This is a genomic window from Bacteroides ovatus (assembly GCF_001314995.1).
GTDB classification, from domain to species: domain Bacteria; phylum Bacteroidota; class Bacteroidia; order Bacteroidales; family Bacteroidaceae; genus Bacteroides; species Bacteroides ovatus.
The window spans coordinates 2,451,859-2,477,261 of sequence record NZ_CP012938.1 but is presented as its reverse complement, the minus strand read 5'-3'; the positions used below and the strand labels follow the sequence as shown (position 1 = coordinate 2,477,261).

Here is a 25,403-nt window from a genome sequence, read left to right as displayed (position 1 = left end):
CTTTTTTAAATCCCAGCACTGTTTTTATAATAAATCTAACTTCCTTGTTATAATCAGCTTGTACTGTTGCTTCATTTCTTTAGGCAAGAAAGAAATATCTATGAACTCTAACCATTTCTCGGCAACTTTGGTAAATTTAGAAAATAGGTTGTCTATGATCTTTTTCTCTAAACTGCAACTATTCATGGCAACTTCAAAATCAGAACGCTTGATTTTGCGTCTTTTTCCATTAAGTGTCAAAGCCAATTCTTCAGTGTCCTCCGGCATGAGGAGTGCCGTAGAGATCATGTCATATCCCGGGGTCAGTGAATAATAGCCTTTACGCTGACTATAAAGTGAAAAGTTTTTCAGATGCATATCCGCATTTCCGGTCAGCCATGAGAAAACGACTTGTTCCCAGAAATTTATTACGTCAAGTTTTGGCACAGAGGAATATTGCATAATTATCTTTGCTATCTTTTCATAAGAGCCTTTATATTTATACTCTGTGAGGCGTTCCGAGAGCTGGCACATATCCTCCATTGGCAACTTTTCACCCTTTGCGGTTCTATCTATGCGTTTAGTGATATAGGCCAATTCGCCATCGGCAAAACGAATCAATGAATGAGGGACAACGTTCACTTTAGCCAATTCGGCAAGATGCATCGTTAAATCCTCAACTTCAGGCATGTATTTAAATTGTTCCGTTTGCGGTTTGAGAATATAACGTCCCCATAAACCAACGATAGTAAAGCGTTGCGGTTGGTTGGGGGACGATGATATATCGAGAGACAATTTTGCTTGCACTCCTGTAAGTGTGGTTTGTGAGCGTATGACTTGTTCGGCAAGTTGCTTAATATCCGCTTTTGTATAAGGTAGGAGAGGAACTGTTTTGCTCCCAAATATTTTCTTTCCGCATTGAGGGTGAAAATCAGTTTCTCCCTCGCCAAGTTCCTGATAACAATATAGGCATCTGCTCATCATTATTCTTTATTTAAGATGGGAATCACACTAACTGCACCGATGCAATCTTTGCAACAGGCAAGCAGTAGTGACATACGGTCACGTCGATTTATCTTCCAACTTTTTTCAGCAATATCTAAAAGCCAGCCTTCAGGAATAAGACCGTCAAAGAATGGGAATAATATTAGACTTGTATATGGCTTTTCCGAGATTGGCAGTGTGAGGCTGATAGATTCCGCATCGCTGGATTTAATGTAGGCTGTATCATATTGAAAGGTATAGCCATTTTCATCTTCTGTAAGCAATCCTGCCAACTGGTCTTGGTTGTATATGAGTGCTTGTCTCATAGCTTGTTGAATTTACTTATTGGTACAACACCCACTTCCGTTCCAAAGAGACTAAGCACTTGATTTACTTTATCAAGACGCAAAGTCTGTTTCCCCTGTTCGAGTTCGCGTACAAAACGTAACCCGACTCCTGATTTTTCGGACAGCTCTACTTGGGTCAAGTTATGTTCTTTACGCATTTGCTTGACGTATTCTGATAATGATTTATCGTTCATATTATACCCTTTTGGGTACAAAGATAATGTAAATTTTCTATTTTACACCCTTTAGGGTATAAATTTAGTTGTAGATTTATGAATTATACCTTATGGGGTATAAGAAAACAGGTACTCTTTCTTTGGGAAGAAGGAGTACCTGTAGAGGAAAGTGATAGCAGATTATTCTTTCAAAGCCTCTTGTAAGTCAATACCCAGCGCTTTGGCAACTCCTGTTCCATATGCAGGATCGGCTTTGTAGCAGTTGCGCACATGACGTTGTTTGATAAACAATTCGGAGTCTCCCATGGCACGGGCTGTATTTTCGAACAATAATTGTTGTTCTTCAGCCGGCATCAATCGGAATAAGTCGCCCGGTTGGCTATAATAATCGTCGTCATATTCCCGTTCATTGTAGTTGTAAACTTCACCGGTAACTTTAAGAGGCGGTTCTTTCATGTCAGGAGAATCCTGCCATTCGCCGTAACTGTTCGGTTCATACCCTTTGGTAGCACCGTAGTTACCGTCTACGCGCATAGCACCGTCACGATGATAGGCGTGGAAAGGACAACGAGGCTTGTTGACCGGGATTTGTTCAGCATTCACCCCTAGACGATAACGTTGTGCGTCGCCATAAGAGAATAAACGACCTTGTAACATTTTGTCGGGAGACAGACCGATACCGTCTACAATATTCATCGGGTTGAAAGCAGCTTGTTCCACTTCAGCAAAATAATTTTCCGGGTTGCGGTTCAGTTCAAGGACACCAACATCTTGTAGAGGGAAATCTTTGTGCGGCCATACTTTAGTCAGGTCAAACGGGTTGATACGATAGTTGTCCGCTTCTTCCTCCGTCATTAACTGAATCTGGAATAACCATTTCGGATAATCGCCCTTTTCGATGCTCTCGAAGAGATCACGTTGATGAGATTCGCGATCTTTAGCAACTATTGCTTCTGCTTCCTGGTCTGTCAGATTCTTGATACCCTGCAAGGTACGCAGATGGAATTTAACCCAAATACGTTGATTTTCTGCATTGATAAAACTATAAGTATGACTGCCGAATCCGTGCATGTGGCGATATGAATAAGGAATACCACGCGGACTCATAGTGATAGTAACTTGATGTAATGCTTCCGGTAAAAGCGTCCAGAAGTCCCAGTTACTGTTCGGGCTACGCATATTGGTTTTCGGATCTCGTTTGATGGCATGATTCAGATCCGGAAATTTAAGCGGATCACGTAAGAAGAATACAGGAGTGTTGTTACCCACCAAATCCCAGTTACCTTCTTCCGTATAGAATTTCATAGCAAAACCACGGATGTCACGTTCTGCATCAGCAGCTCCACGTTCTCCGGCTACGGTGGAGAAACGGACAAAACATTCTGTTTGTTTTCCGACTTTACTGAAAATAGCAGCACGGGTGTACTTTGTAATGTCATGGGTGACAGTAAACGTACCGTAAGCTCCCGAACCTTTAGCGTGCATACGTCTTTCAGGAATTACTTCACGATCAAAATGGGCAAGCTTCTCTATAAGCCAGGGATCTTGTAACATTACAGGTCCGCGTTGACCTGCGGTTTGCGAGTTTTGATTGTCAGCGATAGGACGACCGTTCGCTGCAGTAAGTTTTTTCTTTTCCATAAATAGATTTTTTAGTCGGATACAAGTATAAGCAGACTGTTTCCTTTTATTCTTTCATCCGGGGTTTATAATATATAACAAAGATAGGCTTCTTTTGCTCGCTTGTCAAACAGATAATTTCTATCTAAAGATAGAGAATAACTATGAATTGTGTGTGTATTGTCTGCTATTTATTTTTCTACAAAGATTATTGTGCTGACACCCGGGTGTCGTACATCTTTTTATTGCATAAAAAAACTCCCGCACTTCCTTCACGGAAGACGGGAGCTTTTAAATAAACTATAGCTTATATATCTTTTGCTGATTATACGATACCTTGTGCCATCATTGCTTTAGCAACCTTCATGAATCCGGCTACGTTAGCACCCTTCACATAGTTTACGTATCCGTCAGCTTCTGTACCGTACTGAACGCAAGCTTCGTGGATATTCTTCATGATACTCTTCAGCTTTTCGTCTACTTCTTCAGCGCTCCAGCTTAATTTGATAGAGTTTTGAGTCATTTCAAGACCTGATACTGATACACCACCGGCGTTAGCAGCTTTACCCGGAGCATAAAGGATTTTTGCATCCTGGAATACTTTGATAGCTTCTGGAGTAGAAGGCATGTTAGCTCCTTCAGATACAGCGATACAACCGTTTGCTACCAACTGACGAGCGTGGTCACCGTTCAATTCATTTTGAGTAGCAGAAGGAAGAGCGATATCACATTTTTCACCCCAAGGTTTAGCTCCTTCTACATATTTGCAACCATATTTTTCTGCGTATTCACGGATACGGCCACGGTACAGATTCTTCAGTTCCATGATATAATCCAGTTTTTCGCGGTCGATACCGTCCGGATCGTAGATATAACCGTCAGAGTCAGAGCAAGTAACTACTTTACCACCCAGTTCGATTACTTTTTCGATTGTATATTGAGCAACGTTACCAGAACCAGAAACCAGACAAACTTTACCTTTCAAGTCAGTTCCTTTTCTCTTCAACATTTCCATCAGGAAGTAGATGTTACCGTAACCTGTAGCTTCCGGACGAATCAGTGAACCACCGAATTCGCGGCCTTTACCTGTAAATGTTCCGGTAAATTCATGAGCCAGTTTTTTATACATACCGAACATGAAACCTACTTCGCGGCCACCAACACCGATGTCACCAGCAGGAACGTCAGTTTCAGGACCGATGTGACGCCACAGTTCCAGCATGAATGCCTGTACGAAGCGCATTACTTCAGCATTTGACTTTCCACGAGGAGAGAAGTCGGAACCACCTTTACCACCACCCATTGGCAGAGTAGTCAGTGAGTTTTTGAATGTTTGTTCAAAGGCAAGGAACTTCAAGATAGAAAGGTTTACAGATGCGTGGAAACGGATACCGCCTTTGTAAGGGCCGATCGCGTTGTTGTGCTGAACACGGTAACCCATATTGGTCTGAATATTACCTTTATCATCCATCCAAGTCACGCGGAACTGATATACTCTATCAGGAATACACAAACGTTCGATCAAGTTTACTTTATCAAACTCCGGATGTTTGTTGTATTCTTCTTCAATAGTAGAAAGTACTTCTTCTACTGCTTGATGATACTCCGGTTCATTGGGAAATCTTCTTTTCAGATCGTCTAATACCTTTGCTGCATTCATAATCTTTTTTTTCTTTAATTGGTTGATATAAATAAAGTGCTAATTTGACAATTTGCTAATATACCGTTTGACTATGTGCTTTTGTGCTATATAGCAGATTTGCACATCTGCGTATGGGTACATCGGATATTTATTTTCGGTTGCAAAAGTAAAGATAAAAATTGAACTAGCAAACATTTTATAAAGAAAAATGCGATAAAACATCAAATTTGATATTTTATCGCATTAAAAATAGGAAAAAAGATATTTATTTGTTCTTTTTGATCGACTTATAGACAGGAATAAATACTAATGCTGCCGAAATGCCAAGCATTACCACCGTCATCCCGTCAATTCGTTCGGCTTTTGTCAGAACTAGATAGCAAAGCGCCAACCAAAGCAGGCTGATGCAAACTATTTGTGATTTGGATAACGGACGTTTCATTTACCTCCTCTTTTCTTTTTGTCAACGATGGCGTCGATCACGGCTACAGCTGTGATATTGACAATGTCGCGGACAGAGCTTTCGAAATCGGTGAAATGAATAGGTTTGTTCAATCCCATCTGGATAGGGCCGATGAATTCCGTATCCGGGTCCATTGCCTGCAACAGTTTGTAACCGGCGTTTGCTGAACTCAAGTTCGGGAAAATCAATGTATTTACATCTTTTCCTTTCAGGCGGGTAAACGGATATTTGATATCACGCAATTCGCGGTTCATGGCAAAGTTTACCTGCATTTCACCGTCAATAGCCAGTTCCGGATATTCTTCCTGCATGTGGGCAACAGCTTCGTGCACTTTCACAGGGCTACCTGCAGTATCAGCACCGAAGTTGGAGTATGACAACATTGAGATAACCGGCGTGTGATTGAAGAAGCGAACTGTTTTATCAGACAATTTAGCGATGTCAATCAATGTTTCCGTATCCGGGTGGCGGTTAATCAGTGTGTCTGCCAGGAAGTAAGTACCTTTCTTGGAGTTCAGGATATGCATTGTTCCGAAGTGTTTGAAGCCCGGTTGGATACCGATTACTTCTTTGGCCACTTTGATCGTATTGCTATATCTTGTATAAAGTCCGGTGATGAAAGCATCCGCATCTCCTGTTTCCACCATCATCATACCGAAGTAGTTGCGTTCGAACATTTTATCGTTGGCTTCTTCATAAGTAAAGCCTTCGCGTGCACGTTTTTCTGCAAGAATGCGTGAGTAACGTTCGCGGCGTTCCGATTCGTCCGGGTGACGGAGATTGACGATTTCAATACCTTCCAGGCTAAGATCCATTTCTTCTGCCAGTTTTCCGATAGCCTCGTCATTTCCTAATAAGATAGGATGACAGATACCTTCGGCTTTCGCTTCAACGGCAGCTTTCAGCATATTCGGATGGATACCTTCGGCAAATACGACACGTTGCGGTGAACGGCGGGCTGTATCATACAGCTGACGGGTCAGTTTGGATTCATAACCCATCAATTCGCGCAGGTGAACACAGTAAGCATCCCAGTCTTTAATTTCAGTGCGGGCCACTCCGCTTTCCATAGCAGCTTTTGCCACTGCGCAGGAAACTTCGGTGATGAGGCGTGGATCTACCGGTTTCGGGATAAAGTATTCCGCACCGAAAGAGAGGTTGTTCACGTGGTATGCCGCATTAACTACATCGGGTACCGGCTGTTTTGCCAGATTAGCGATAGCGTGTACGGCTGCAATCTTCATTTCTTCGTTGATAGCTTTAGCGTGAGTATCCAAAGCACCGCGGAAGATATACGGGAAACCGATTACATTATTAATCTGGTTCGGATAGTCAGAACGTCCGGTAGCCATCAGTACGTCAGGACGTGCTGCCATGGCATCTTCGTAAGAGATTTCCGGTGTCGGGTTAGCCAATGCGAACACAATCGGCATCGGAGCCATGCTGCGCACCATATCCTGGCTTAACACATTTCCTTTCGACAGGCCGAGGAATACATCTGCACCTTTGATTGCTTCTTCCAGCGTGTGAATATCCGTGCGGTCGGTTGCAAAAAATCTTTTCTGTTCGTTCAGATCCGTGCGCGCCTTGCTGATAACGCCTTTACTATCCAGCATGACGATGTTTTCGAGACGTGCACCCAGTGACACATACAATTTAGTACAAGATACGGCAGATGCACCTGCACCGTTCACAACGATTTTTACATCTTCGATTTTCTTTCCGGCCACTTGCAGGGCATTCACCAAACCGGCACTGGAGATAATAGCAGTACCGTGCTGATCGTCGTGCATGACAGGTATATCCAGTTCTTCTTTCAGGCGACGTTCGATTTCAAAACATTCGGGAGCTTTGATGTCTTCCAGGTTGATACCTCCGAAAGTAGGAGCAATAGCCTTTACTGCAGCAATAAATTTCTCTGGATCTTTTTCATCCACTTCGATGTCGAAAACGTCGATGCCCGCGTAAATTTTGAAAAGCAGACCTTTACCTTCCATTACAGGTTTACCGCTCAATGCACCTATATCACCCAGTCCGAGTACGGCTGTACCGTTGGAAATAACGGCTACCAGATTACCTTTAGCCGTATATTTATACGCATCTTGCGGATTCTTCTCAATTTCGAGACAAGGTTCTGCTACACCGGGAGAATATGCGAGTGATAAGTCGGTTTGTGTACTGTAAGGTTTGGTAGGCACTACCTCAATCTTACCGGGTTTGCCCTGTGAATGATAGAGCAAAGCGGCTTCTTTCGTTATTTTAGCCATGGTATTTATGAAATTTGTTAATAAGTTATCATTTGACCGCAAATGTAGGAATAAAAGTTCGAAATTGTAGCTGTTGATTAATAATTTCTATTAATTTTATAGCAAAATGGCTGAATTTATGATATGATATGTCAAGGATGTGTTTTTGTATTCTATTCCCTTTTAAATGCTATGATATTGATTTATTGAAATTTTAACAAGTGCTTTGGTTGTCGGCTTTAGTTATTTCGCTATTTTTGAATCGATATATGATTTAACCTTATTTTATAATGATTACCACCCAGCAACTTCAATTATTGAAAGAAGGAAATAAAAATGCTTTTGAGGCATTGTATCGTGGATACAATGCTCGCATTTATAATTTTGTCCTTTCTATGGTGAGCAATGCCGGGGTGGCGAAAGATATCACACAAGATATTTTTCTCCATATCTGGGAGAAGCGGCTTAATATCGATCTGGAAGGGAATTTTGACGGCTATCTTTTTAAAATATCCCAAAACATGGTATATCATTATGTAAGACGCGAACTCCTGCTTCAAAATTATGTAGACAGGCTTGCGAATGAGTCATCTGACGAATCCGTAGAGATAGATGAAGAACTGGATTATTTGTTTTTGGAAGAATATATCCTGAAACTTTTAGAAGAACTGCCTCCAGCGCGCCGGGAAGTTTTTATGCTTTATTGGAAATCAGGGTTGAACTATCGTGAGATAGCCGACCAGTTGAATATCTCGGAAAAGACTGTTGCCACACAGGTACACCGTTCTTTGGATTTCTTGCGTGACAAACTGGGAATAATTGCCTTTTCAGTCTCTCTCTTCTTACATGATATCTAATATAGAAGTTTTAATAAAAGTTAATATCTGAACTATTTCGATTTCTCTGTAGTCCTTTTCTGTCTCTCAAGACTAGTATAAATAGAACAGGAAAATTATGGAGCAACACGATTACATAGTACTATTGGAAAAATTCTTCAAAAAGGAGGCCTCTTCTGAAGAAAGAAGGATACTTATTGAATGGATTCGTAAACCCGGAATTCGTAATGAGTTTAATCTGCTTTGCGAGCAAATGTGGAAAGAAGCAGCCGTCGAAATCGATAAGACAGTGGAAGAAGAAATGTGGAACCATCTGCAGAGGAATCTGGATGAGCCCAAGATACTATCTCCGAAGAAACGGCGCTGGCAACCTATTATATATAAGGTGGCAGCCACTATCTTATTACCGGTTTGTTTGGGACTGGCCACTTACTTTGGGGTAGAACACATGAATAAGGTGTCACAGGACCCTTTCATGGTGGCTGTCGATTATGGACAGAAAGCGAATCTGACTTTGCCCGATGGAACGAAAGTCTGGTTAAATTCGGCTACTCATCTTTCTTATGATGCGGAGTACAACAAATCCGACCGGAAAATCTATTTGGACGGAGAAGCCTATTTCGAAGTGGCGAAAAACAAAGATAAACGTTTTATCGTCTGCTGCAATGATCTGGAGATAGAAGCGTTGGGAACCACCTTTGATGTGAAAGGCTATTGTGACGATCATTCTGTCACAACACTGCTGGCAGAAGGAAGCGTCAAGGTTTCTAATAAAACGGACGTAACCTTGTTGAAACCCGGGGAGAAGGTAGAATACCATAAGAACAAGCAGACATTTACTAAATCGCCCATCTCGGATATGCGTGAAATCGACTTTTGGCGGAACAATATGTTGATTTTTAATTCATCCTCTTTAGCGGAGATCGCGACTACGCTGGAGCGGATGTACGGAGTGAAAGTCGTGTTTGACTCCGAGAAACTGAAGAACGTGCTATTTTCCGGAACCATCCGGAACAGTAGCTTGCATAATGTATTTTACATTATAAGCCTTACTTATCCTTTAACCTATGAGTTAGAAGGAGATACGGTGAGAATAGGAAGTAGTATTAACTAAAAAAGGACAATTTATGGAAGACACCTCATAATAAAATAAAGAGGGTAGAATTATGTAGCAGCATAATTCCACCCCGAAATCAAATACGGTTTATACATGATAGTAAAAAAGAAATTTTCCTTATGCGGATAAGGGAAAGGGAATCCTTTTTGCTTCACGATTTTACAAAGATAATAAAAAGTCTAATTTTCAGACTTATATTTTAAAGAATTTAAAGCTAATTACTAATGAGAAAACAATTACATATCATATTCAGGCTTGTTATGTTCAGTTGTATCTTGTTGTTTGTGTCTCAAGAGGCAAGTGCGCAGATCACTTTCTCTGTGAAGAATCAGACGATACGCCAGACGATACGAGTGATTGAAAAGAAGGCTGATTACAGCTTTTTTTATACGGATAAGCTTCCCGGATTAGATCAAAAAATTTCATTGACAGTGAGTAATGAAAGTATTGATGCGGTTTTAGAAAAAGTTTTCAAAGGATCATCTATTAGTTATAAAATAGAATCGGGTAAGCAAGTGGTGCTTACTCTGAAAAGTGAACAGAACGCCCCCCAGAAAGGCGATAAGAAAACAATCACCGGTGTTGTGGCCGACCGGAGGGGAGAACCCTTGATTGGTGTCACAGTGAGAGTGGAGGGAGAGAATATTGGAACCGCTACCGATATAGACGGTCGTTTCTCTTTGGAAGCTCCTGTGGGGGCAAAAATCAGTTTCTCCTATATCGGTTATGTTTCCCAATCTCATACGGTCAATAAGCAGAACATATACAATGTGTCATTGAGCGAAGATTCGCAGGTACTGGAAGAGGTAGTCGTAGTGGGATACGGTTTTATGAAACGGAAAGATATTACGACTGCGGTATCTGTCGTTTCCACGGCAGATATTGAAGAACGTCCGATTATGACAGCTGCACAGGCTATTCAGGGAAAGGCAGCCGGTATTCAGGTTGTGCAGCCGTCGGGTATGCCGGGTTCCGGAGTGACAATCCGGGTGAGAGGAGCCACTTCGGTACAGGCATCCAATGAACCGTTGTATGTGGTGGACGGTTTGCCGTCGGATGACATTTCGAATATCAGTCCGAATGATATTGAAAGCATGCAAATTCTGAAAGATGCCTCATCGGCAGCTATTTACGGAGCACGTGCGGCAAACGGAGTAGTGTTGATTACGACTAAAAGAGGAAAGATCGGTGCACCACAAGTGAAAATGAGTGCTTATGTGGGTTTCTCTAAATTAGGGAAAAAAATAGATGCGTTGAATACAGAACAATATAAAGACTTGATGAAAGACTTGAAAGCAGTTTCGGATGTTGCCCCAAATATCCCCGAAAGTGAAACGCGCTATGTGGACTGGACTGATTTATTCTTCGGTACGGGTGTCAATCAGAACTATCAGTTGTCTGTGGCAAATGGAACCGAGAAACTGCAATATTTTGTTTCCGGAGGTTATTCCGACGAACAGGGTATCGTGGAAAAAGCACATTTCAATCGGTATAATTTCCGTGCAAACCTGGATAGTGAGCAGACCAAATGGCTAAAGATGGCACTCAATTTTGCATATTCGCATACAGGCGGACAATGGGTGAACGAAAGCCGTAGTTCTTTGCGTGCCGGTTCCATCTTATCCGTTGTGAATACTCCTCCGTTTATGCAGAAGCGGAATCCGTATGATCCGAACGAATATGATGAACAGGCTTACGGTGCACGTATTCTGAATCCGCTGGCTGCCAATGCCGCAGACAGTAACACGAATACAGACCATATAAATGGCTCACTCGGCTTCACGGTTGACATACTCAAAGGACTGAAGTTTAAAACCACTTTTGGCATTGAACTGACCAATGAACATTGGGACTACTATCTGGACCCGATTTCAACTTCGGACGGACGGGGTACAAAAGGGCGTGTGGAAGAGAGTTTCTCACGAAACTTCGAATGGCTTTTTGAAAATTTGCTGACCTATGATTGTTCATTCAACAAACATAACCTTTCTATTTTGGGAGGGGCTACCCAGCAGCGTGCACAATATAACGGTTCGTGGATGGCAGGTTTCGACCTGGCAGAGTCTTATCCCGATATTCATTCCATCAGTGCCGCCAATCAACTGGATAAGGACGCTTGCGGTTCTTCTGCTTCCGCATGGACGCTGGCCTCTTTTCTGGGTCGTGTAGCCTACAATTACGACAGCCGTTATTTGCTGACGGTTAACTTCCGTGCAGACGGTTCTTCTCGTTTTGCCCCGGGACATCGTTGGGGTACTTTCCCTTCTGTTTCTGCAGGTTGGAGAATTTCAGGCGAAAAGTTCATGCAACCTTTGCAAGACATTGTTACCGACTTGAAATTACGTGCCGGATGGGGTATGAATGGTAACCAAGGCGGTTTTGGAAACTACGCTTACATGGCTTCCATGAGCGTCAGTAAACTGCCCGTTTCGGAGGGAAACTTATATCCGGGACTTGCCATTAAACCCGGCTCGGCAGCCAATAAAGAACTGACCTGGGAAAAAACAAGCCAATGGAATCTGGGACTCGACCTGACCATGTTTGATTCCCGCTTATCCTTCTCGGTTGATGCTTACTACAAAAAGACCACCGATTTACTATTGACAGTCAGCCTGCCGGAGAATGTGGTGCCGAGCAGTGTGACAAGAAACGACGGTGAGATGGTGAATAAAGGTATGGAGTTCACTCTCTCTTCCCAGAATTTTAAAGGTAACTTTCAGTGGAATACCGATTTCAATATATCTTTCAACCGGAATAAGCTGACGAAGCTCGGTTTGAATAAAGTTTATTATTATGCTGAAATGTACGAATCCAAGGAGAAAGCCGTCATCCTGAAAGAAGGTCTTCCGTTAGGCACATTCTTTGGTTACATATCAGAAGGCGTTGATCCGGAAACCGGAGATATTATCTATCGTGACTTGAATGGTAACGGTTTTATCGATCCGGAAGATCGCACTACTTTGGGAAATGCCCAGCCCAAGTTCATTTACGGTATGACGAATACATTTTCGTATGCCGGTTTCGACCTGTCTGTATTCTTGCAGGGAAGTCAGGGCAATAAGATTTTTAATGCATCGCGTATTGATATGGAAGGCATGACAGACTTTAGAAACCAGTCGGTTCGTGTGTTGGATCGTTGGAAACGACCGGGTATGATTACCAATGTCCCCCGCGTTGGTAATACAGAGAATAATCATAACTCCTCCCGTTTTGTAGAAGATGGATCTTACCTGCGCCTGAAAACAGTCACTTTATCCTATAATTTTCCTAAGAAATGGTTGAATAAGATACATCTGTCCAGATTGCAGGCTTACGTCACCGGACAGAATCTCTTCACACTGACTAAATACAAAGGATACGATCCTGAAGTAAATGCTTTTGGCGGAGACTCCGTTGCTCAAGGGGTGGACTATGGTACTTATCCTCAATCGAGGGCGGTAATTTTTGGTTTGAATATTGAATTTTAATAGCTGCGAAAATGAAAAACATAATAAAGTTAGCGTATGTCGTACTCTGTACATTAGTCGTTTCATGCAGTAGTTTCCTAGATGAGAAACCGCAATCGGATTTTATGCAGGAAGGTACCGGAACGGAAGATCAGGAGTCTAAATATGGAAGTCTGGCAGATGCACAGGCCGAGTTGCAGGGTGCGTATGAGAGTTTTAAAGCAGATATATTCCAGTCGGAAAATTATACTATTGGAGATGTGCAGTCCGATAATTGTTATATCGGCGGAGATGGTGTGGCCGAACAGGAGTTTGATTTGTTGAAACTGACCTCTACCAATTATAAAGTAGAACTGGTCTGGTCACAGTATTATTCGATGGCGGGCACTGCAACCAGTGTGATTGAAAATACGAAGATGATGGATCCTACTTCTACCGTAGCAGAAGAACGTAATCGTGTTATTGCAGAAGCCAAGTTCTTGCGGGCATGGGCGTATTTTGATATTGTCCGTTTATGGGGTGATGCCCCGATGGTGCTGGATTTGATTCCGACCATTACAGCCGAAAACCTCGATAAATGGTATCCGGTGATGTATCCGGAACGTTCTGCCACAGATAAAATATATGACCAGATCCTGGACGACCTGAATGAAGAAAATACCATTCGTTACCTGGTAAGCAAGAATAAAGGAATTTTCCAGGCAACCAAGGGAGCAGCCTATGCTTTACGTGCCAAAGTGTTAGCAACGAGAGGGGAGAAATCAACACGCGACTATACCAAAGTGGTTGAGGCTTGTGACAAAGTAATAGCAGAAGGCTATACGCTGGTCAGCAATTTTGACGAGTTGTGGCAACCCGATAAGAAATTTTCTTCAGAAAGCATCTTTGAAGTCTATTACACCTCCGATGCACCCAACTGGGCTTACTGGGTATTGCTGAAAGAAGATGACGGATCAGTAACCTGGCGACGTTATTGTACACCTACTCATGATCTGGTTGCTAAATTTGACAAAGAGAAAGATACCCGTTATGCATCCAGTATTCTTTGGAAATCAGTGCCTTATGATACCTATTGGCCGGCAGACAGTTACCCGTTGTCTTATAAGATTCGCGAGAAGACTTCCAATATCATTTTGATGCGGTTGGCAGATATACTGCTGTTGAAAGCCGAAGCACTGGTAGAGTTGGACCGCACCCCGGAAGCCATCCGGATTGTAAACAGCATTAGAGAGCGTGCCGGTTTTGCTCCTTCTTCTTTAGATGAAAATATGGGGCAGGCCAGAGGACGCCTGGCGGTAGAGAACGAACGCCAATTAGAGTTGTATATGGAAGGTCAGCGCTGGTTCGACCTGGTACGCAATAATCGTTTGCTGGAAGTGATGCAGAAGCATAAAGACAAAGACGGCAGATTGCTGTTTGCAGGTTTGCAGGCTTTTCGGCAGTTGTGGCCGATTCCTCAAGGAGAGAAAGATAAGAACACCAATCTGACTCAAAATGAAGGCTATTAATGAAAAGAGGAACGTAAAACTTTAAAAGAAAAAATGATGAAACACAATAATCTGTTTTTATGGCTGCTGGGGCTGACTGTTTGTTGGCTGGCTTCATGCAGCGAAGAAGATGGCCGGGTGACGTATCCATATTCGTGTCCCGAAATATCGGAACTGCAATTCTCAACTACCGATCAGACACCTGCTGCCGATTCTCTTTATTTTTCTGTGAAGATTCACGATCCGCAGACTCCTTTGTCTACGCTGGAAGTGAAATTGATGACAGGTGAAACTTTGGTCAGTTCGCAGTCGATCCGTACGAAAGGCACTGATGTCTCGATTGTTGAAAAAGGGATTTATATCCCGTTTGAAGCCGGACTTGAAGAGAATCAGGAAGCGAAGGTGATTCTGACAGCCATTAATGTGGAAGGTAGTGAAGTCACTCAAACATTTGATTTCCATATAACCCGTCCGCAGATTCCCGAAGTGCTTTATCTTCACTATAACGGTGAGGTGGTAGAAATGAACCGGAGTGAGGACAATCCTTACCTGTACCTTACGGAAGTTTCCGATTCGGAAGAGGGTTATCCGATGGAGCTATCCGGAAAGATCTCAACCACAGTATCATTGGATGATGCAAAACTGATTTGGGGAGCTGCCGAAGCAAGCAATACGGCAGTCCTTATTGAAGCGTCGGGCCCTAGCTTTGCTTTTGATTACCGGGATTGGTTTGTCGAACAAATCACTTTCAATGTGATGACTTTTGAACTGGGAGTAGTCGGCTACCAAAAGAACCTGAAAATTAAAGAAACCGAGTTGATAGCCAGTGAGGGATTTTTCCGTGCACAGATTAGCTTTACGCAGGGGGAAGAGTTCGAAATGAGTGGATTTGAAGATGTGGAACACGCTTACAATCGCGACTTCTTTAGCTATAATCCGAATAATGGCAAGTTTACCTTCTTGCGCAAATCAGGAACCTGGGAGATCTATTATTCTTCTAAGTATAATTATATCTGGGTGGCACGGATGGGTGATACGGCTCCCACTTGCTTCTGGCTGGTAGGACACGGATTTACATGCGCACCCGTCTGGAATGAAGCATATAATAGTGGAGGCTGGAATTTGGAAGACATATCACAGTTAGGATATATTGTGCCAATCGGTGAACAGAAATACCAGACCACCGTGTATTTGAGTAACACTCATGAATGGGAATCCTTCGAAATTGAAATTTACAGCGATTTGCAATGGAATAAAGATAAAGGCATGCTACTGCAAGAGGGTTCATTGTCCGGCGATACGGATGGAATTGAACTATCTGGTTCCAATGGAATAACGAGTGGCGACGGTTTCGTTCCCGGCTATTATCGTCTGACTTTCGACGCCTCGCAGGGAGTAGGCAAAGAAACTTTGCACATCGAACGATTGAGTGATTAATACCTAAAAGAATGATATATAGAAAAACAGGAAAGCCTATGAGAAATATGCTATATATAATATGGGGAAGTCTGTGCCTCCTGCTGGTCATTTCCGGTTGTAAATCGACTGACGGGGCGAAAGCCCCCGTGTCATTGACTTGGAAGATGGGAGCTGTGGAAGTACAGCCCGGTTACTATGAGAATTCATTTGTCCTGAAGAACATCTCAGATGTTCCTTTAGAAAAGGATTGGATCATCTATTATTCGCAGCTGCCTCGTGAGATTCTGCAGGAAGAGTCTGCTCCGGTCAAAGTGGAAGTGGTGAATGCGAACTTCTTCCGGATGTATCCGGCAGAAAATTTTCAACCACTGGCTCCGGGAGATTCGTTGACCGTCAAATTCTGTTGTACCAACGGATTGAAAAAAATGTCACATGCTCCCGAAGGCACTTACTGGGTGAGTCAGTCAGGCAGTAAGCAAGGTATTCCCTTGCCTGTCGGACTGACCATACAGCCGCTGAAAGGAATGGAGACAGAAGACTGGTATCCCGCACCTGATAAGATATATGCTTCGAATTTGGCGTTGGAGACTACAGCCCAGTTGCAGCAAACTGATATTTTTCCGTCAGTGAAAGAAGCGGTGCCGGCTACCGGCAAAGAGGGTTTTGCTATAGAAAATAAAGTAAAACTGACTTTCCATCCCGATTTTGCCAACGAAGCTGAATTACTGAAAGAAAAGCTGGCAACCATCCATGGCCTGGAAGTTGTATCCGAAGCACCGGTAACAGTTCATCTGGATTATTTGCCGGAACGGGAAACAGCAGTGAACGGCGAATATTATCGGATTGATACGGGAAACGGGCTGATAAATATTTCAGCTTCCACTTCACATGGCATTTTCAATGGGACGCAAACCTTGCTCTCCCTGTTGAAAGGTCAGGAAAAGCCGTTTCGTTTGGAAGCTCTCTCCATCCGCGATTATCCCGACTTGCCGTATCGCGGGCAAATGCTCGATATTGCCAGGAACTTTACGACTGTTGAACATCTGAAAAAGCTGGTAGATGTAATATCTTCTTATAAACTGAACGTACTGCATTTCCATTTTTCGGATGATGAAGGCTGGCGTCTGGAGATTCCCGGCTTGGAAGAATTGACCTCGGTTGGCGCACGCCGGGGACATACCACGGATGAACTGGAATGTTTATATCCGGGCTACGATGGCAACTATGATCCGTCTGCAGCTACCTCCGGCAACGGATATTACACCCGTGAAGAATTTATCGATTTATTGCGTTATGCAGCTCAAAGACATGTGCGTGTGATTCCGGAGATTGAGTCTCCGGGACATGCCCGTGCGGCAATCGTGTCCATGAAAGCGTAAGCGTCTCCGCGATTCTATATAGTGTATTAAAATAAAAAGGCTAATGATCCCTTTTTAGTCATTAGCCTTTTCCCATCTGTCAGGAAGCAGTTCCCTGTATTTTTCAATTGGTGTGTTCGGTTGCCATTCGGCTGTTCTGTTTATCACATCCGTGAGATACTCAAATAGATTCACTTTATGCATCCTACAAGTGAGTGCTATCGTATAGAGTATGGCGCCTCGTTCGGCCCCCTTATGGCTGCCGAAGAACAATGAGTTTTTTCTAGATAAGGATATGTACCGGTTCATCCGTTCAACCATATTGTTGTCCAGATAAGTGTCACCATAATTAAAGATGTCCACCACTGCATTCCACTCATTGCGAAGATAGGTAATGGCTTCCTGCAGTTCGCTCTTAGGTAATAAATCCCCCCGTTCTTCTATTTCATCAAGCACATCTTTTATTTCTCCGAGTATGTCCGGCGCATACTTTTTTCGATGCATAAGATTCTGTTCTACCGTCCATCCCTCAACCCCAACTTTATGCTTATGCTCGTTTTGATAAAGTGCGTTTATCAGCTCCACGATTCTTTTTGCATCCGGCTCCTTCTCACCGCAATCTATAAATTTCCGTTTTATATGTTGCAAGCACGGGATGCGTGTGATATTGGGATAAGCATCGCTTTCGAGCTTCCGGTAAGGTGAGTAACCATCGCTTTGTATGATACCTTTGCAACTGCCTAATTCGTTAAGAATAACTCTTTCAGACCGGGAGCCGTCATCATAGAGCAAGTATATCATCCTGGTGTTTATGCCGACAACCACCCAAAGGTATCCCTTCCTGACTCCTTTTCCCTTGCTGTTCTTTTCTGGGACGAGTATTTTGTAATAGGTTTCATCGGCTGCCTTATAAGGATCACTCAAAGCTGTCTGCCGGATGCACTTATAAAGATTTTCGAAGAGGTTTGAGGCTTTCTCTATCAACTTATGAGCCGTAGGTTTCTTCAGCGTAAAGCCATGACTCTCGAAGTAGTTGATGATTCTTTCAACAGGTAGCGATTGTATATAACGTAATTCCATCAATCCGGCAATAAATGAACCGTCATAGCTGGAATTCAAGAAGGCCGAAGCCGGTGTTTTTCCCTCAAACAGGCGACCTTCTTGCGTATAGGTGTGTATCTTGTAGACATGCTTGATGAAGCGCATGGGTACACATTCATAGCGGACGCATATTCTGGGAACAGTGGTAAACAACCGGGCCTTATTGATGTCAAAATCGGGATCATCGGGATAAACGACATGTTCTTCTTCCTCCATCTCATAATGCATGTCACGTTTGGCCCCATTGTTCTTTCTTGCTTTACGCTTATCTGCTTTTTCCGCTTCTATCTTCTGTCGCTCCTCTTCGGATATGGCAGATTGGGGAGCCTGTTGCTGTTCGGATGTGTTGGATACAAGTTTGGCGAGTCCCTTAGTAAGGCGCTGTTGCTTGCTAAGAGATTCGCCTTTTTGAAGGAGTGCCTCTTTAAGGGAAGAAACCTCCTTTATCAAAGCATCTATTTGGTCCAAGAGTCTGTTGTTGTCATCTCGTAATCCCTTGATTTGTTCCTTCAATAACTCTATGATCTCATCCTTTTTCATGGCATAAAGATATAAAAAATCAACGAATTGGCCAAATAAACCGGATGATATCTTTAGCGCAAATATCTAATAATCAGAATGTTGAATTAGATCCTAAAACGCTTTCTCAACCGTACAGACTTTAATGACACTCCATTTAAGATAAAAGACAAAACCTGATAAGAAATCTCGTAATTACCTGTATTGGGGTTAAATGTCGGTAACTCAAAACTTCCACCTTCGAGGCGCTTGTAGTACAGAAGAAAGCCATCGCCATCCCAACGCAGTATTTTTACACTTTGTCGGTTTTTACCAAAGAATAAAAAGATATCTCCGGAAACGGGAGACAAGTCCTTCATTTCCGATCGTATAATTTTGAATAAACCGTCAATGCCAAGGTTCATACGAACAAAGCCCTGGTACAGATAGTATCGATTGGCTGATGTTAGAGAATACATGGATCTCCCTCCTTTCTTTCGTAATCGCGCAACATTTTAATAACACCACCGGGTGTGGCCCGTTTGACCGAAATGGTGGTTCCACTGTTAAAGGTGATTGTGATCCCGGCAAGACTAAACTCTTCTTCCGACAACATGGCGGGTGCTATTTGAGTGAATGAAGGAGAGGAAGTTGTCGGTTGGGAGGGTTCAACGCCGCCATAATAATCACGGACCACATCTGCCTTGGCTTGTTTAACGCTATAGCCCCGTCTGGACATCCAGGAACTCATACCACCAAAAGTGGTATGCTGATCGCGGCAAACATCGGCTAAAGAACAATTGTAGTCTACTTTCAATGCTTCAAGGAAATGTTTCCAAGTTTTTCCAAATCGATTTTCTGCTAAATCCATAATGCTTCATTTTTATACATAGCAAAAATATAAGAATGAAAAAAGGGCGACAAGATAGAATCGCGGAGACGCTTACATGAAAGCGCGCTATCATAAGTATGTGAATACTGCCCCTGAAAAGGCCAACGAATATTTATTAAGTGACGCACAGGACACTTCCCGTTATGTTTCCGCGCAGTCTTATACGGATAATGTCATGAATGTAGCATTGCCTTCTACATACCGGTTTATGGAAAAAGTGATTCGTGAGTTGATAGCCATGTATGAGGAAGCGGAGGTACCTTTGACTACGATTCATTTAGGTGGCGATGAAGTACCCGAAGGAGCCTGGATGGGTTCTCCTGTCTGCCGGACGTTTATGGATGAAAACGGGATGACAAGTGCCCACGAACTGTCTGAATACTATATTACGAAGATGGCAGACTATCTGCAACAACATCATTTGCAATTCAGCGGCTGGCAGGAAGTAGCGTTGGGACATCCGGAAGCAACCGATCGGCATTTGAACCAACTTGCAGCAGGAGTGTATTGCTGGAATACGGTTCCTGAATGGGAAGCGGATGAAATACCTTACCAGATAGCCAACAAAGGATATCCGGTGATTCTCTGCAACGTGAACAATTTTTATCTGGATTTGGCCTATGACGCTCATCCCGACGAAAGAGGTCTCTCGTGGGCGGGATATGTTGACGAGTCCAAAGGTTTCTCCATGCTTCCATATAGCATTTATCGTTCTTCGCGTACCGATATGGCAGGCAATCCGGTCGATCCGGACATCGCAGGAAAGGGAAAAACGACTTTGACCGCTTCCGGAAAGGAACATATCCAGGGAGTGCAGGCACAATTATTTGCTGAAACCATCCGTGATTTTGAATGGGTGGAATATTACACCTTCCCCAAAATCCTCGGATTGGTGGAACGCGGTTGGAACGCTTTTCCCGCCTGGAGCACTTTAACAGGAGAGAAAGAACGTCAGGCTTTCAATAAAGAACTGGGCCTGTTCTACTCCAAAGTGAGTGAGAAAGAAATGCCTCACTGGGCGTCCCGAAGTATCAATTTCCGTTTACCTCATCCCGGACTTTGCATCAAAGAAGGGCAACTCCATGCCAGTACCCCTATCCGGGGAGGTGAAATACGCTATACGACCGATGGCACGGAACCGACCCTTCGTTCGGAACTTTGGAAAGCTCCCGTAGCCTGTGATGCTTCCGTTGTGAAAGCGAAACTGTTTTATTTAAATAAAGAGAGTGTAACAAGCACTCTCAAAGTAGATTAATCCACAAAAGTAGATAAGTTATGAACTATGATAAGATAAAAAGAACCGGAATATTATTCTTGTTGGGAATAGGTGCGATCACATCGTTGTCGTGCAATGATAATGATAACGCGAACTACCCGGAGCGAGTGCCCACCCGCCTGTCGGTGATGCCTTTGCCGGAAAGAGTCGATTATAAAGAATCGGTTGTCTCTCTCCCGCAGAATGTAACAGTCAGCCAGAACATTCCGGCTTCCACGTCGCAACTGTTGAAATCCACCCTGGAAGAGAAACTTTCTCTTTCCGTCAGTGATGCCTCCAACGATCGTGCCTTTATCCGTGTGAAACAGGAATCGGATTTGGCAAAAGAGGCTTACCGGCTCACCGTTACCAAAGAGGGAGCCTGCGTTTATTATTCAACGGAAACCGGACTTCTCTGGGGAATCCAGACATTGAGACAAGCGCTCGAACAAGCAAATTTCTTCACTTCCGGAAGTGCTAAATATCTTCCGATGGTCGATATAAAAGATGCTCCCAAATATGATTGGCGCGGATTTCATATCGATGTAGTCCGCCACATGTTTACGGTTGATTATCTGAAAAAGGTGATAGACTGTTTGTCTTTCTACAAGATAAACAAGCTTCACTTGCATCTGACGGACGATCAGGGTTGGCGCATTGAAGTGAAAAAATATCCGTTGCTGACGCAGGAAGGCAGCTGGCGCGACTTTGACGAATATGACAAGAGATGCGTAGAACTTTCCCAACAGGATTATAACTATGAGATAGATCCCCGTTTCGTGAGAAACGGTTCTCAATATGGTGGTCATTATACGCAGGAAGAGATGAAAGGTTTGGTAAGTTATGCGTTGGAAAGAGGGATCGATATTGTACCCGAAATTGACATGCCAGGTCATTTCTCGGCGGCTATCAAAGTCTATCCCGAGTTGTCGTGCACGGGAGAAGCCGGATGGGGAGAAGAATTCTCTTATCCTATCTGTCCCTCGCGTCCGGAGAACTATCAGTTCGTGCAGTCCATCATTGATGAGATGGTCGAGATTTTCCCTTCGGAATATTTCCATATCGGAGCAGATGAAGTGGAGAAAGATAACTGGGAACAGTGTGAAGTTTGTCAGCGATTGATGCAGCAGGAAGGTTATCAGAAAGTGGATGAACTGCAAAACCGTTTTGTGAAGATTATGACGAACTATGTGAAGGGTAAAGGCAAGAAAGTGATGGGATGGGACGATGCTTTTCTTGAAAAAGAGCCACAGGATTTGATTTATACTTATTGGCGAGACTGGCTGCCCGATCAGCCGGGAAAGATTACCCAGAAAGGTTATCCGATTATATTCATGGAATGGTCCCGTTTCTATTTGAGTGCAACGCCTTCAGACGAAGGATTAAGCTCTTTGTATAACTTCGAGTTCGAACCCCAGTTTCCCGGCATCGTGAAGCAAAATGTATTAGGCTTCCAGGCTTGTGTATGGACGGAGATGATTCCTAATGAACGGAAGTTTGGCCAGCACGTGTTTCCCTCTCTTCAAGCATTTTCGGAGTTGGCGTGGGGAAGTAGCCGTAACTGGATTGATTTTACCAATCGCCTGAAATGGCATGTTAAATGGTTGAATGCGAATGGATTCTATTTCACCAAACCGGGATTTCTTTAATCCCGGTACACTAAGAACAATATGAAATCAGAACGTTTACTTTCATTAGATATACTCCGGGGAATCACCATTGTCGGAATGATTTTGGTGAACAACCCCGGAACATGGGAATCCATTTACGCACCCTTGCGACATGCCGAATGGAACGGACTGACTCCGACTGATTTGGTCTTCCCGTTCTTCATGTTTATAATGGGCGTTTCCATGAGTTTTGCCTTATCCCGGTTCGATCATCATTTCAGTCGCGGTTTTATCATCAAACTGGTACGGCGCACGGTGATCTTGTTTTTGTTGGGACTTTTTCTTTCCTGGTTCTCGTTGGTGTGCACAGGAGTAGAACAACCTTTCTCGCACATACGTATTCTGGGAGTGTTGCAGCGGTTGGCATTGGCTTATTTCTTTGGTTCCTTGCTGATTGTGGGTGTCCGGCGTCCGGCAAATCTGGCATGGATCTCCGGGATCATTCTGGCAGGTTATTCCATCTTGCTGGCTTTGGGACACGGATTTGAACTTTCCGAACAGAATATTATTGCCGTTACAGATCGCACACTATTCGGAGAAGCCCATTTGTATCGGGAGTGGTTGCCGGATGGCGGGCGTATCTTTTTCGACCCGGAAGGCCTGTTGAGTACCTTGCCGTGCATTGCGCAAGTGATTATCGGTTATTTCTGCGGAAATATTTTGCGGGAGAAGACTGAAATCCATCACCGGCTGTTGCAGATCTCCATACTGGGTATTGCTCTTTTGTTTGCAGGATGGTTGTTGAGTTACGGCTGTCCGTTGAATAAGAAAGTATGGAGTCCGACTTTTGTGCTGGTGACTTGTGGTTTTGCTTCCTTGTTGCTTGTGTTTCTCACCTGGCTGATTGATATTCGTAAAAAGCAGAAATGGGGATATCCTTTCCATGTTTTTGGTACGAATCCATTGTTTATTTATATAGTGGCCGGTGTGTTAGCTACTTTGCTGGAGGTAATTACAGTTGGGGAGAGTAGCTTGCAGGAGAAGATTTACACTTCTATTTGGAGCGTTCTTCCCGATGCTCATCTGGCCTCTCTGATTTACGCCCTTCTGTTTATCGGATTCAATTATCTGATTGTATGGGGGCTGTACAAAAAGCAACTATTTATAAAGATATAGAAGGTAAGTGACTAGTTAGAAAAAGGTAGAGTTTATGCCGGATAGCTACGGCAGTTTGTTTTCGTAGCCGGGTGGCATAAACTCTATTGATTATCAGTTCAATAAATATACAGGTAAACAGTCTTCCTATTTTTCTTTCTCCGACGGCATGTGTGTTGTCCGCCAGAACGTATTTTTCACCTCCCTTGCCACCTCTTTCCAGCTTGGCATACTTTTTAATGAGCGTCGAACCGGGAAATCGTAGAGCAATAACAATAGGAAGAGGAAAATGCAGGCATAAGCCACCCAGCCGTAAATCTGCTTGATGCTTATCTCCATCATCTGACTGATAAACTCTTCCATATAGTGACCCAGATTGAACGGACTACTGCTGAAAGCTACATGATCGATGGCTGAACCGTAACGGGCCAGATTGTCGGGAACATAATACGCCAATCCCTGTGCATAGACTGCGGCTCCCACTACGCCGCCTACTACCATGTGCAGCATATTGAACACACTTAATCCCTGGAAGAAATGCTGGAAAGTCATAATTTCCTCCAGACACACCATAAAAGTAGCACTCAATACGGCATAAGCGAAGCCCCGACATACGGTCGGCAGGTAAAGCTGTGAAATATGGATGTCGGTGGATAAAGTCAGGTAGAAACCGATCAGGTAACCGATCAACCCGATAAAGCCGACAATGACCAGGCGTACATAATTATACTGCTTGACGTGCATCCACCAATACGAAAACACACAACCGCATACGATACCGACAATGGCAAGCCAATCGAGTTGGGAACTGACCAGTTCTTCATATTTCATTACTTCCTCGTAAAAGACTTCCTCCAGCACGTGCTCCGTGGCGAGGAACGCTTCCACTAAAGTGACTAATCCCAATAAAGGCAAAAAATGGCGGTACGTCCACATCTTTGGTTCGAGAAATGGGTGTCGAATGGTCATCATGCGCCAAATACAAATTCCTAAAGTGATGAAAATCACGATGGTCAGTTGGCGGATGACCGGGCTGTTCCACCAGTCGTACCAGTCTCCGTAGTTGAAGAGGAAGGCGATTTCCGCTAATAAGGCAGCCCATAGTATCCCGCCCAGCCAGTCGATACCAAACAGAGGAAATTTGCGCATGAACCGGAAATGCTTCACACAAGTGAACTGTATCAATAAGACAATCAGCATCAGACCGGCAACGAACAGGTTCATGTATGTCCAGTGATAATGATACATCAAACGGGTCGTAATCAGGTCGGATAGCTGGATGCTTCCCAAAATAACAATATGAAGCCAGGGAAAGAAAACGGTGAACTCCCGTTTAGGAGTCATCCACAGCTGAATGTTTGACATACACTCGAAAGTTCCCTGTATTTTGCACATACCTTCGATGAAGCAGACCAACCACAATAGAGGGAGAAAGGTGATATGCGGTGCTATCAGGTTGCAGAGTAATACTCCCAGTGCGGCCGATGTAAGCAGGGTTTTATTGGTAAAACGAAACTTCATGCGGAACAGTAACGGAAAGTAGATCGCCATACCGGCCAGGTTGGCATACATGCACATTAAAATATCCTCCCGCATCAGTGACATGCTGCCGATCATCTGATTCAATGCACCCAAATAGACACCTCCCGAAAGTTGGAAGGTGACGGCTATGAAAAGATAAATCCACGGTTGCATCTTCCGCGGCACGAAACTGCGGAACATCGGCAAAACAAAAGGACCGTTCAGAACAGGAGCACTCATAAGAATTGAAA

18 protein-coding genes and 2 pseudogenes are annotated in these 25,403 nt (G+C 43.6%); 9 read left to right on the top strand and 11 right to left on the bottom strand.

Features of this window, described 5'->3' with window-relative positions; translation table 11 throughout:
* Positions 1–24: 24 nt before the first annotated feature.
* The 7 genes from Bovatus_RS09890 to Bovatus_RS09865 all read right to left on the bottom strand — a co-directional run bounded on the left by Bovatus_RS09890 (position 25) and on the right by Bovatus_RS09865 (position 7,478).
* Positions 25–960, bottom strand: coding sequence for a HipA domain-containing protein (locus Bovatus_RS09890; protein WP_004306852.1), 936 nt, complete (start codon positions 958–960; stop codon positions 25–27).
* 2 nt (positions 961–962) lie between these two features.
* On the bottom strand, positions 963–1,289 hold the full coding sequence (locus tag Bovatus_RS09885) for a HipA N-terminal domain-containing protein (protein WP_004297663.1): 327 nt from the start codon (positions 1,287–1,289) through the stop codon (positions 963–965).
* On the bottom strand, positions 1,286–1,504 hold the full coding sequence (locus Bovatus_RS09880; protein WP_004297664.1) for a helix-turn-helix transcriptional regulator: 219 nt from the start codon (positions 1,502–1,504) through the stop codon (positions 1,286–1,288). Before Bovatus_RS09880 ends, Bovatus_RS09885 begins: the two co-directional genes overlap by 4 nt.
* Before the next feature lie 162 nt (positions 1,505–1,666).
* Positions 1,667–3,127: a catalase gene (locus tag Bovatus_RS09875; protein ID WP_004297668.1), complete on the bottom strand. Its 1,461-nt coding sequence runs from the start codon at positions 3,125–3,127 to the stop codon at positions 1,667–1,669.
* Between the two features lie 304 nt (positions 3,128–3,431).
* The gene (locus Bovatus_RS09870; RefSeq protein WP_004297671.1) at positions 3,432–4,766 is read right to left on the bottom strand and encodes an NADP-specific glutamate dehydrogenase; all 1,335 of its coding nucleotides are present in this window, start codon (positions 4,764–4,766) and stop codon (positions 3,432–3,434) included.
* 247 nt (positions 4,767–5,013) lie between these two features.
* Complete coding sequence (locus Bovatus_RS25195; RefSeq protein WP_004297674.1) at positions 5,014–5,190, bottom strand: hypothetical protein; 177 nt, start codon at positions 5,188–5,190, stop codon at positions 5,014–5,016.
* Positions 5,187–7,478 (bottom strand): NADP-dependent malic enzyme, encoded by a 2,292-nt coding sequence (locus Bovatus_RS09865; protein ID WP_004297675.1) that lies wholly within the window; start codon positions 7,476–7,478, stop codon positions 5,187–5,189. The genes Bovatus_RS25195 and Bovatus_RS09865 overlap by 4 nt, the downstream gene beginning before the upstream one ends.
* Positions 7,479–7,747: 269 nt before the next feature.
* Here Bovatus_RS09865 and Bovatus_RS09860 point away from each other — a divergent pair, with 269 nt between their 5' ends.
* The 6 genes and pseudogenes from Bovatus_RS09860 to Bovatus_RS09835 form a co-directional block, all read left to right on the top strand.
* On the top strand, positions 7,748–8,314 hold the full coding sequence (locus tag Bovatus_RS09860; protein ID WP_004297676.1) for an RNA polymerase sigma factor: 567 nt from the start codon (positions 7,748–7,750) through the stop codon (positions 8,312–8,314).
* A gap of 97 nt (positions 8,315–8,411) precedes the next feature.
* The gene (locus tag Bovatus_RS09855; protein ID WP_004297677.1) at positions 8,412–9,407 is read left to right on the top strand and encodes a FecR family protein; all 996 of its coding nucleotides are present in this window, start codon (positions 8,412–8,414) and stop codon (positions 9,405–9,407) included.
* A gap of 227 nt (positions 9,408–9,634) precedes the next feature.
* Complete coding sequence (locus Bovatus_RS09850; protein ID WP_004297679.1) at positions 9,635–12,877, top strand: TonB-dependent receptor; 3,243 nt, start codon at positions 9,635–9,637, stop codon at positions 12,875–12,877.
* Between the two features lie 11 nt (positions 12,878–12,888).
* The gene (locus Bovatus_RS09845; protein WP_004297680.1) at positions 12,889–14,364 is read left to right on the top strand and encodes a RagB/SusD family nutrient uptake outer membrane protein; all 1,476 of its coding nucleotides are present in this window, start codon (positions 12,889–12,891) and stop codon (positions 14,362–14,364) included.
* A 33-nt stretch (positions 14,365–14,397) separates the two neighbouring features.
* Positions 14,398–15,780, top strand: a complete 1,383-nt coding sequence (locus Bovatus_RS09840) for a DUF5016 domain-containing protein (RefSeq protein ID WP_004297681.1) — start codon at positions 14,398–14,400, stop codon at positions 15,778–15,780.
* A gap of 38 nt (positions 15,781–15,818) precedes the next feature.
* Positions 15,819–17,138 (top strand): annotated as a pseudogene (locus Bovatus_RS09835) (family 20 glycosylhydrolase); the annotation flags it as partial.
* Positions 17,139–17,195: 57 nt separating this feature from the next.
* Here Bovatus_RS09835 and tnpC read toward each other — a convergent pair.
* From tnpC to Bovatus_RS09820, 3 genes are all read right to left on the bottom strand, one after another.
* Positions 17,196–18,761, bottom strand: a complete 1,566-nt coding sequence (gene tnpC, locus Bovatus_RS09830) for an IS66 family transposase (RefSeq protein ID WP_004296722.1) — start codon at positions 18,759–18,761, stop codon at positions 17,196–17,198.
* An 86-nt stretch (positions 18,762–18,847) separates the two neighbouring features.
* Positions 18,848–19,198, bottom strand: a complete 351-nt coding sequence (gene tnpB, locus Bovatus_RS09825) for an IS66 family insertion sequence element accessory protein TnpB (RefSeq protein WP_004296723.1) — start codon at positions 19,196–19,198, stop codon at positions 18,848–18,850.
* Positions 19,186–19,590, bottom strand: coding sequence for a hypothetical protein (locus tag Bovatus_RS09820; RefSeq protein ID WP_004296724.1), 405 nt, complete (start codon positions 19,588–19,590; stop codon positions 19,186–19,188). Before Bovatus_RS09820 ends, tnpB begins: the two co-directional genes overlap by 13 nt.
* Before the next feature lie 76 nt (positions 19,591–19,666).
* On the opposite strand from Bovatus_RS09820, the pseudogene Bovatus_RS09815 reads away from it, so the two are divergent.
* From Bovatus_RS09815 to Bovatus_RS09805, 3 genes and pseudogenes are all read left to right on the top strand, one after another.
* A pseudogene (locus Bovatus_RS09815) lies at positions 19,667–20,866 on the top strand (family 20 glycosylhydrolase); the annotation flags it as partial.
* A 20-nt stretch (positions 20,867–20,886) separates the two neighbouring features.
* On the top strand, positions 20,887–22,515 hold the full coding sequence (locus Bovatus_RS09810) for a beta-N-acetylhexosaminidase (protein WP_004296726.1): 1,629 nt from the start codon (positions 20,887–20,889) through the stop codon (positions 22,513–22,515).
* Between the two features lie 21 nt (positions 22,516–22,536).
* Positions 22,537–23,652, top strand: a complete 1,116-nt coding sequence (locus Bovatus_RS09805; RefSeq protein ID WP_004296727.1) for an acyltransferase family protein — start codon at positions 22,537–22,539, stop codon at positions 23,650–23,652.
* A 126-nt stretch (positions 23,653–23,778) separates the two neighbouring features.
* Here the strand turns inward: Bovatus_RS09805 and Bovatus_RS09800 are convergent, their stop codons facing one another.
* A complete protein-coding gene (locus Bovatus_RS09800) occupies positions 23,779–25,392 on the bottom strand; it encodes a hypothetical protein (protein ID WP_004296728.1) in 1,614 nt (537 codons plus the stop codon).
* Between the last annotated feature and the right edge of the window lie 11 nt (positions 25,393–25,403).

Coding starts and splice junctions, on each gene's coding strand:
- Bovatus_RS09810 (WP_004296726.1), top strand. CDS start 20,887: ATGAACTATGATAAGATAAAAAGAACCGGAATATTATTCTTGTTGGGA.
- Bovatus_RS09860 (WP_004297676.1), top strand. CDS start 7,748: ATGATTACCACCCAGCAACTTCAATTATTGAAAGAAGGAAATAAAAAT.
- Bovatus_RS09805 (WP_004296727.1), top strand. CDS start 22,537: ATGAAATCAGAACGTTTACTTTCATTAGATATACTCCGGGGAATCACC.
- tnpB (WP_004296723.1), bottom strand. CDS start 19,198: ATGTATTCTCTAACATCAGCCAATCGATACTATCTGTACCAGGGCTTT.
- Bovatus_RS09885 (WP_004297663.1), bottom strand. CDS start 1,289: ATGAGACAAGCACTCATATACAACCAAGACCAGTTGGCAGGATTGCTT.
- Bovatus_RS09865 (WP_004297675.1), bottom strand. CDS start 7,478: ATGGCTAAAATAACGAAAGAAGCCGCTTTGCTCTATCATTCACAGGGC.
- Bovatus_RS09870 (WP_004297671.1), bottom strand. CDS start 4,766: ATGAATGCAGCAAAGGTATTAGACGATCTGAAAAGAAGATTTCCCAAT.
- Bovatus_RS09850 (WP_004297679.1), top strand. CDS start 9,635: ATGAGAAAACAATTACATATCATATTCAGGCTTGTTATGTTCAGTTGT.
- Bovatus_RS09890 (WP_004306852.1), bottom strand. CDS start 960: ATGAGCAGATGCCTATATTGTTATCAGGAACTTGGCGAGGGAGAAACT.
- Bovatus_RS09880 (WP_004297664.1), bottom strand. CDS start 1,504: ATGAACGATAAATCATTATCAGAATACGTCAAGCAAATGCGTAAAGAA.
- Bovatus_RS25195 (WP_004297674.1), bottom strand. CDS start 5,190: ATGAAACGTCCGTTATCCAAATCACAAATAGTTTGCATCAGCCTGCTT.
- tnpC (WP_004296722.1), bottom strand. CDS start 18,761: ATGAAAAAGGATGAGATCATAGAGTTATTGAAGGAACAAATCAAGGGA.
- Bovatus_RS09875 (WP_004297668.1), bottom strand. CDS start 3,127: ATGGAAAAGAAAAAACTTACTGCAGCGAACGGTCGTCCTATCGCTGAC.
- Bovatus_RS09800 (WP_004296728.1), bottom strand. CDS start 25,392: ATGAGTGCTCCTGTTCTGAACGGTCCTTTTGTTTTGCCGATGTTCCGC.
- Bovatus_RS09855 (WP_004297677.1), top strand. CDS start 8,412: ATGGAGCAACACGATTACATAGTACTATTGGAAAAATTCTTCAAAAAG.
- Bovatus_RS09820 (WP_004296724.1), bottom strand. CDS start 19,590: ATGGATTTAGCAGAAAATCGATTTGGAAAAACTTGGAAACATTTCCTT.
- Bovatus_RS09840 (WP_004297681.1), top strand. CDS start 14,398: ATGATGAAACACAATAATCTGTTTTTATGGCTGCTGGGGCTGACTGTT.
- Bovatus_RS09845 (WP_004297680.1), top strand. CDS start 12,889: ATGAAAAACATAATAAAGTTAGCGTATGTCGTACTCTGTACATTAGTC.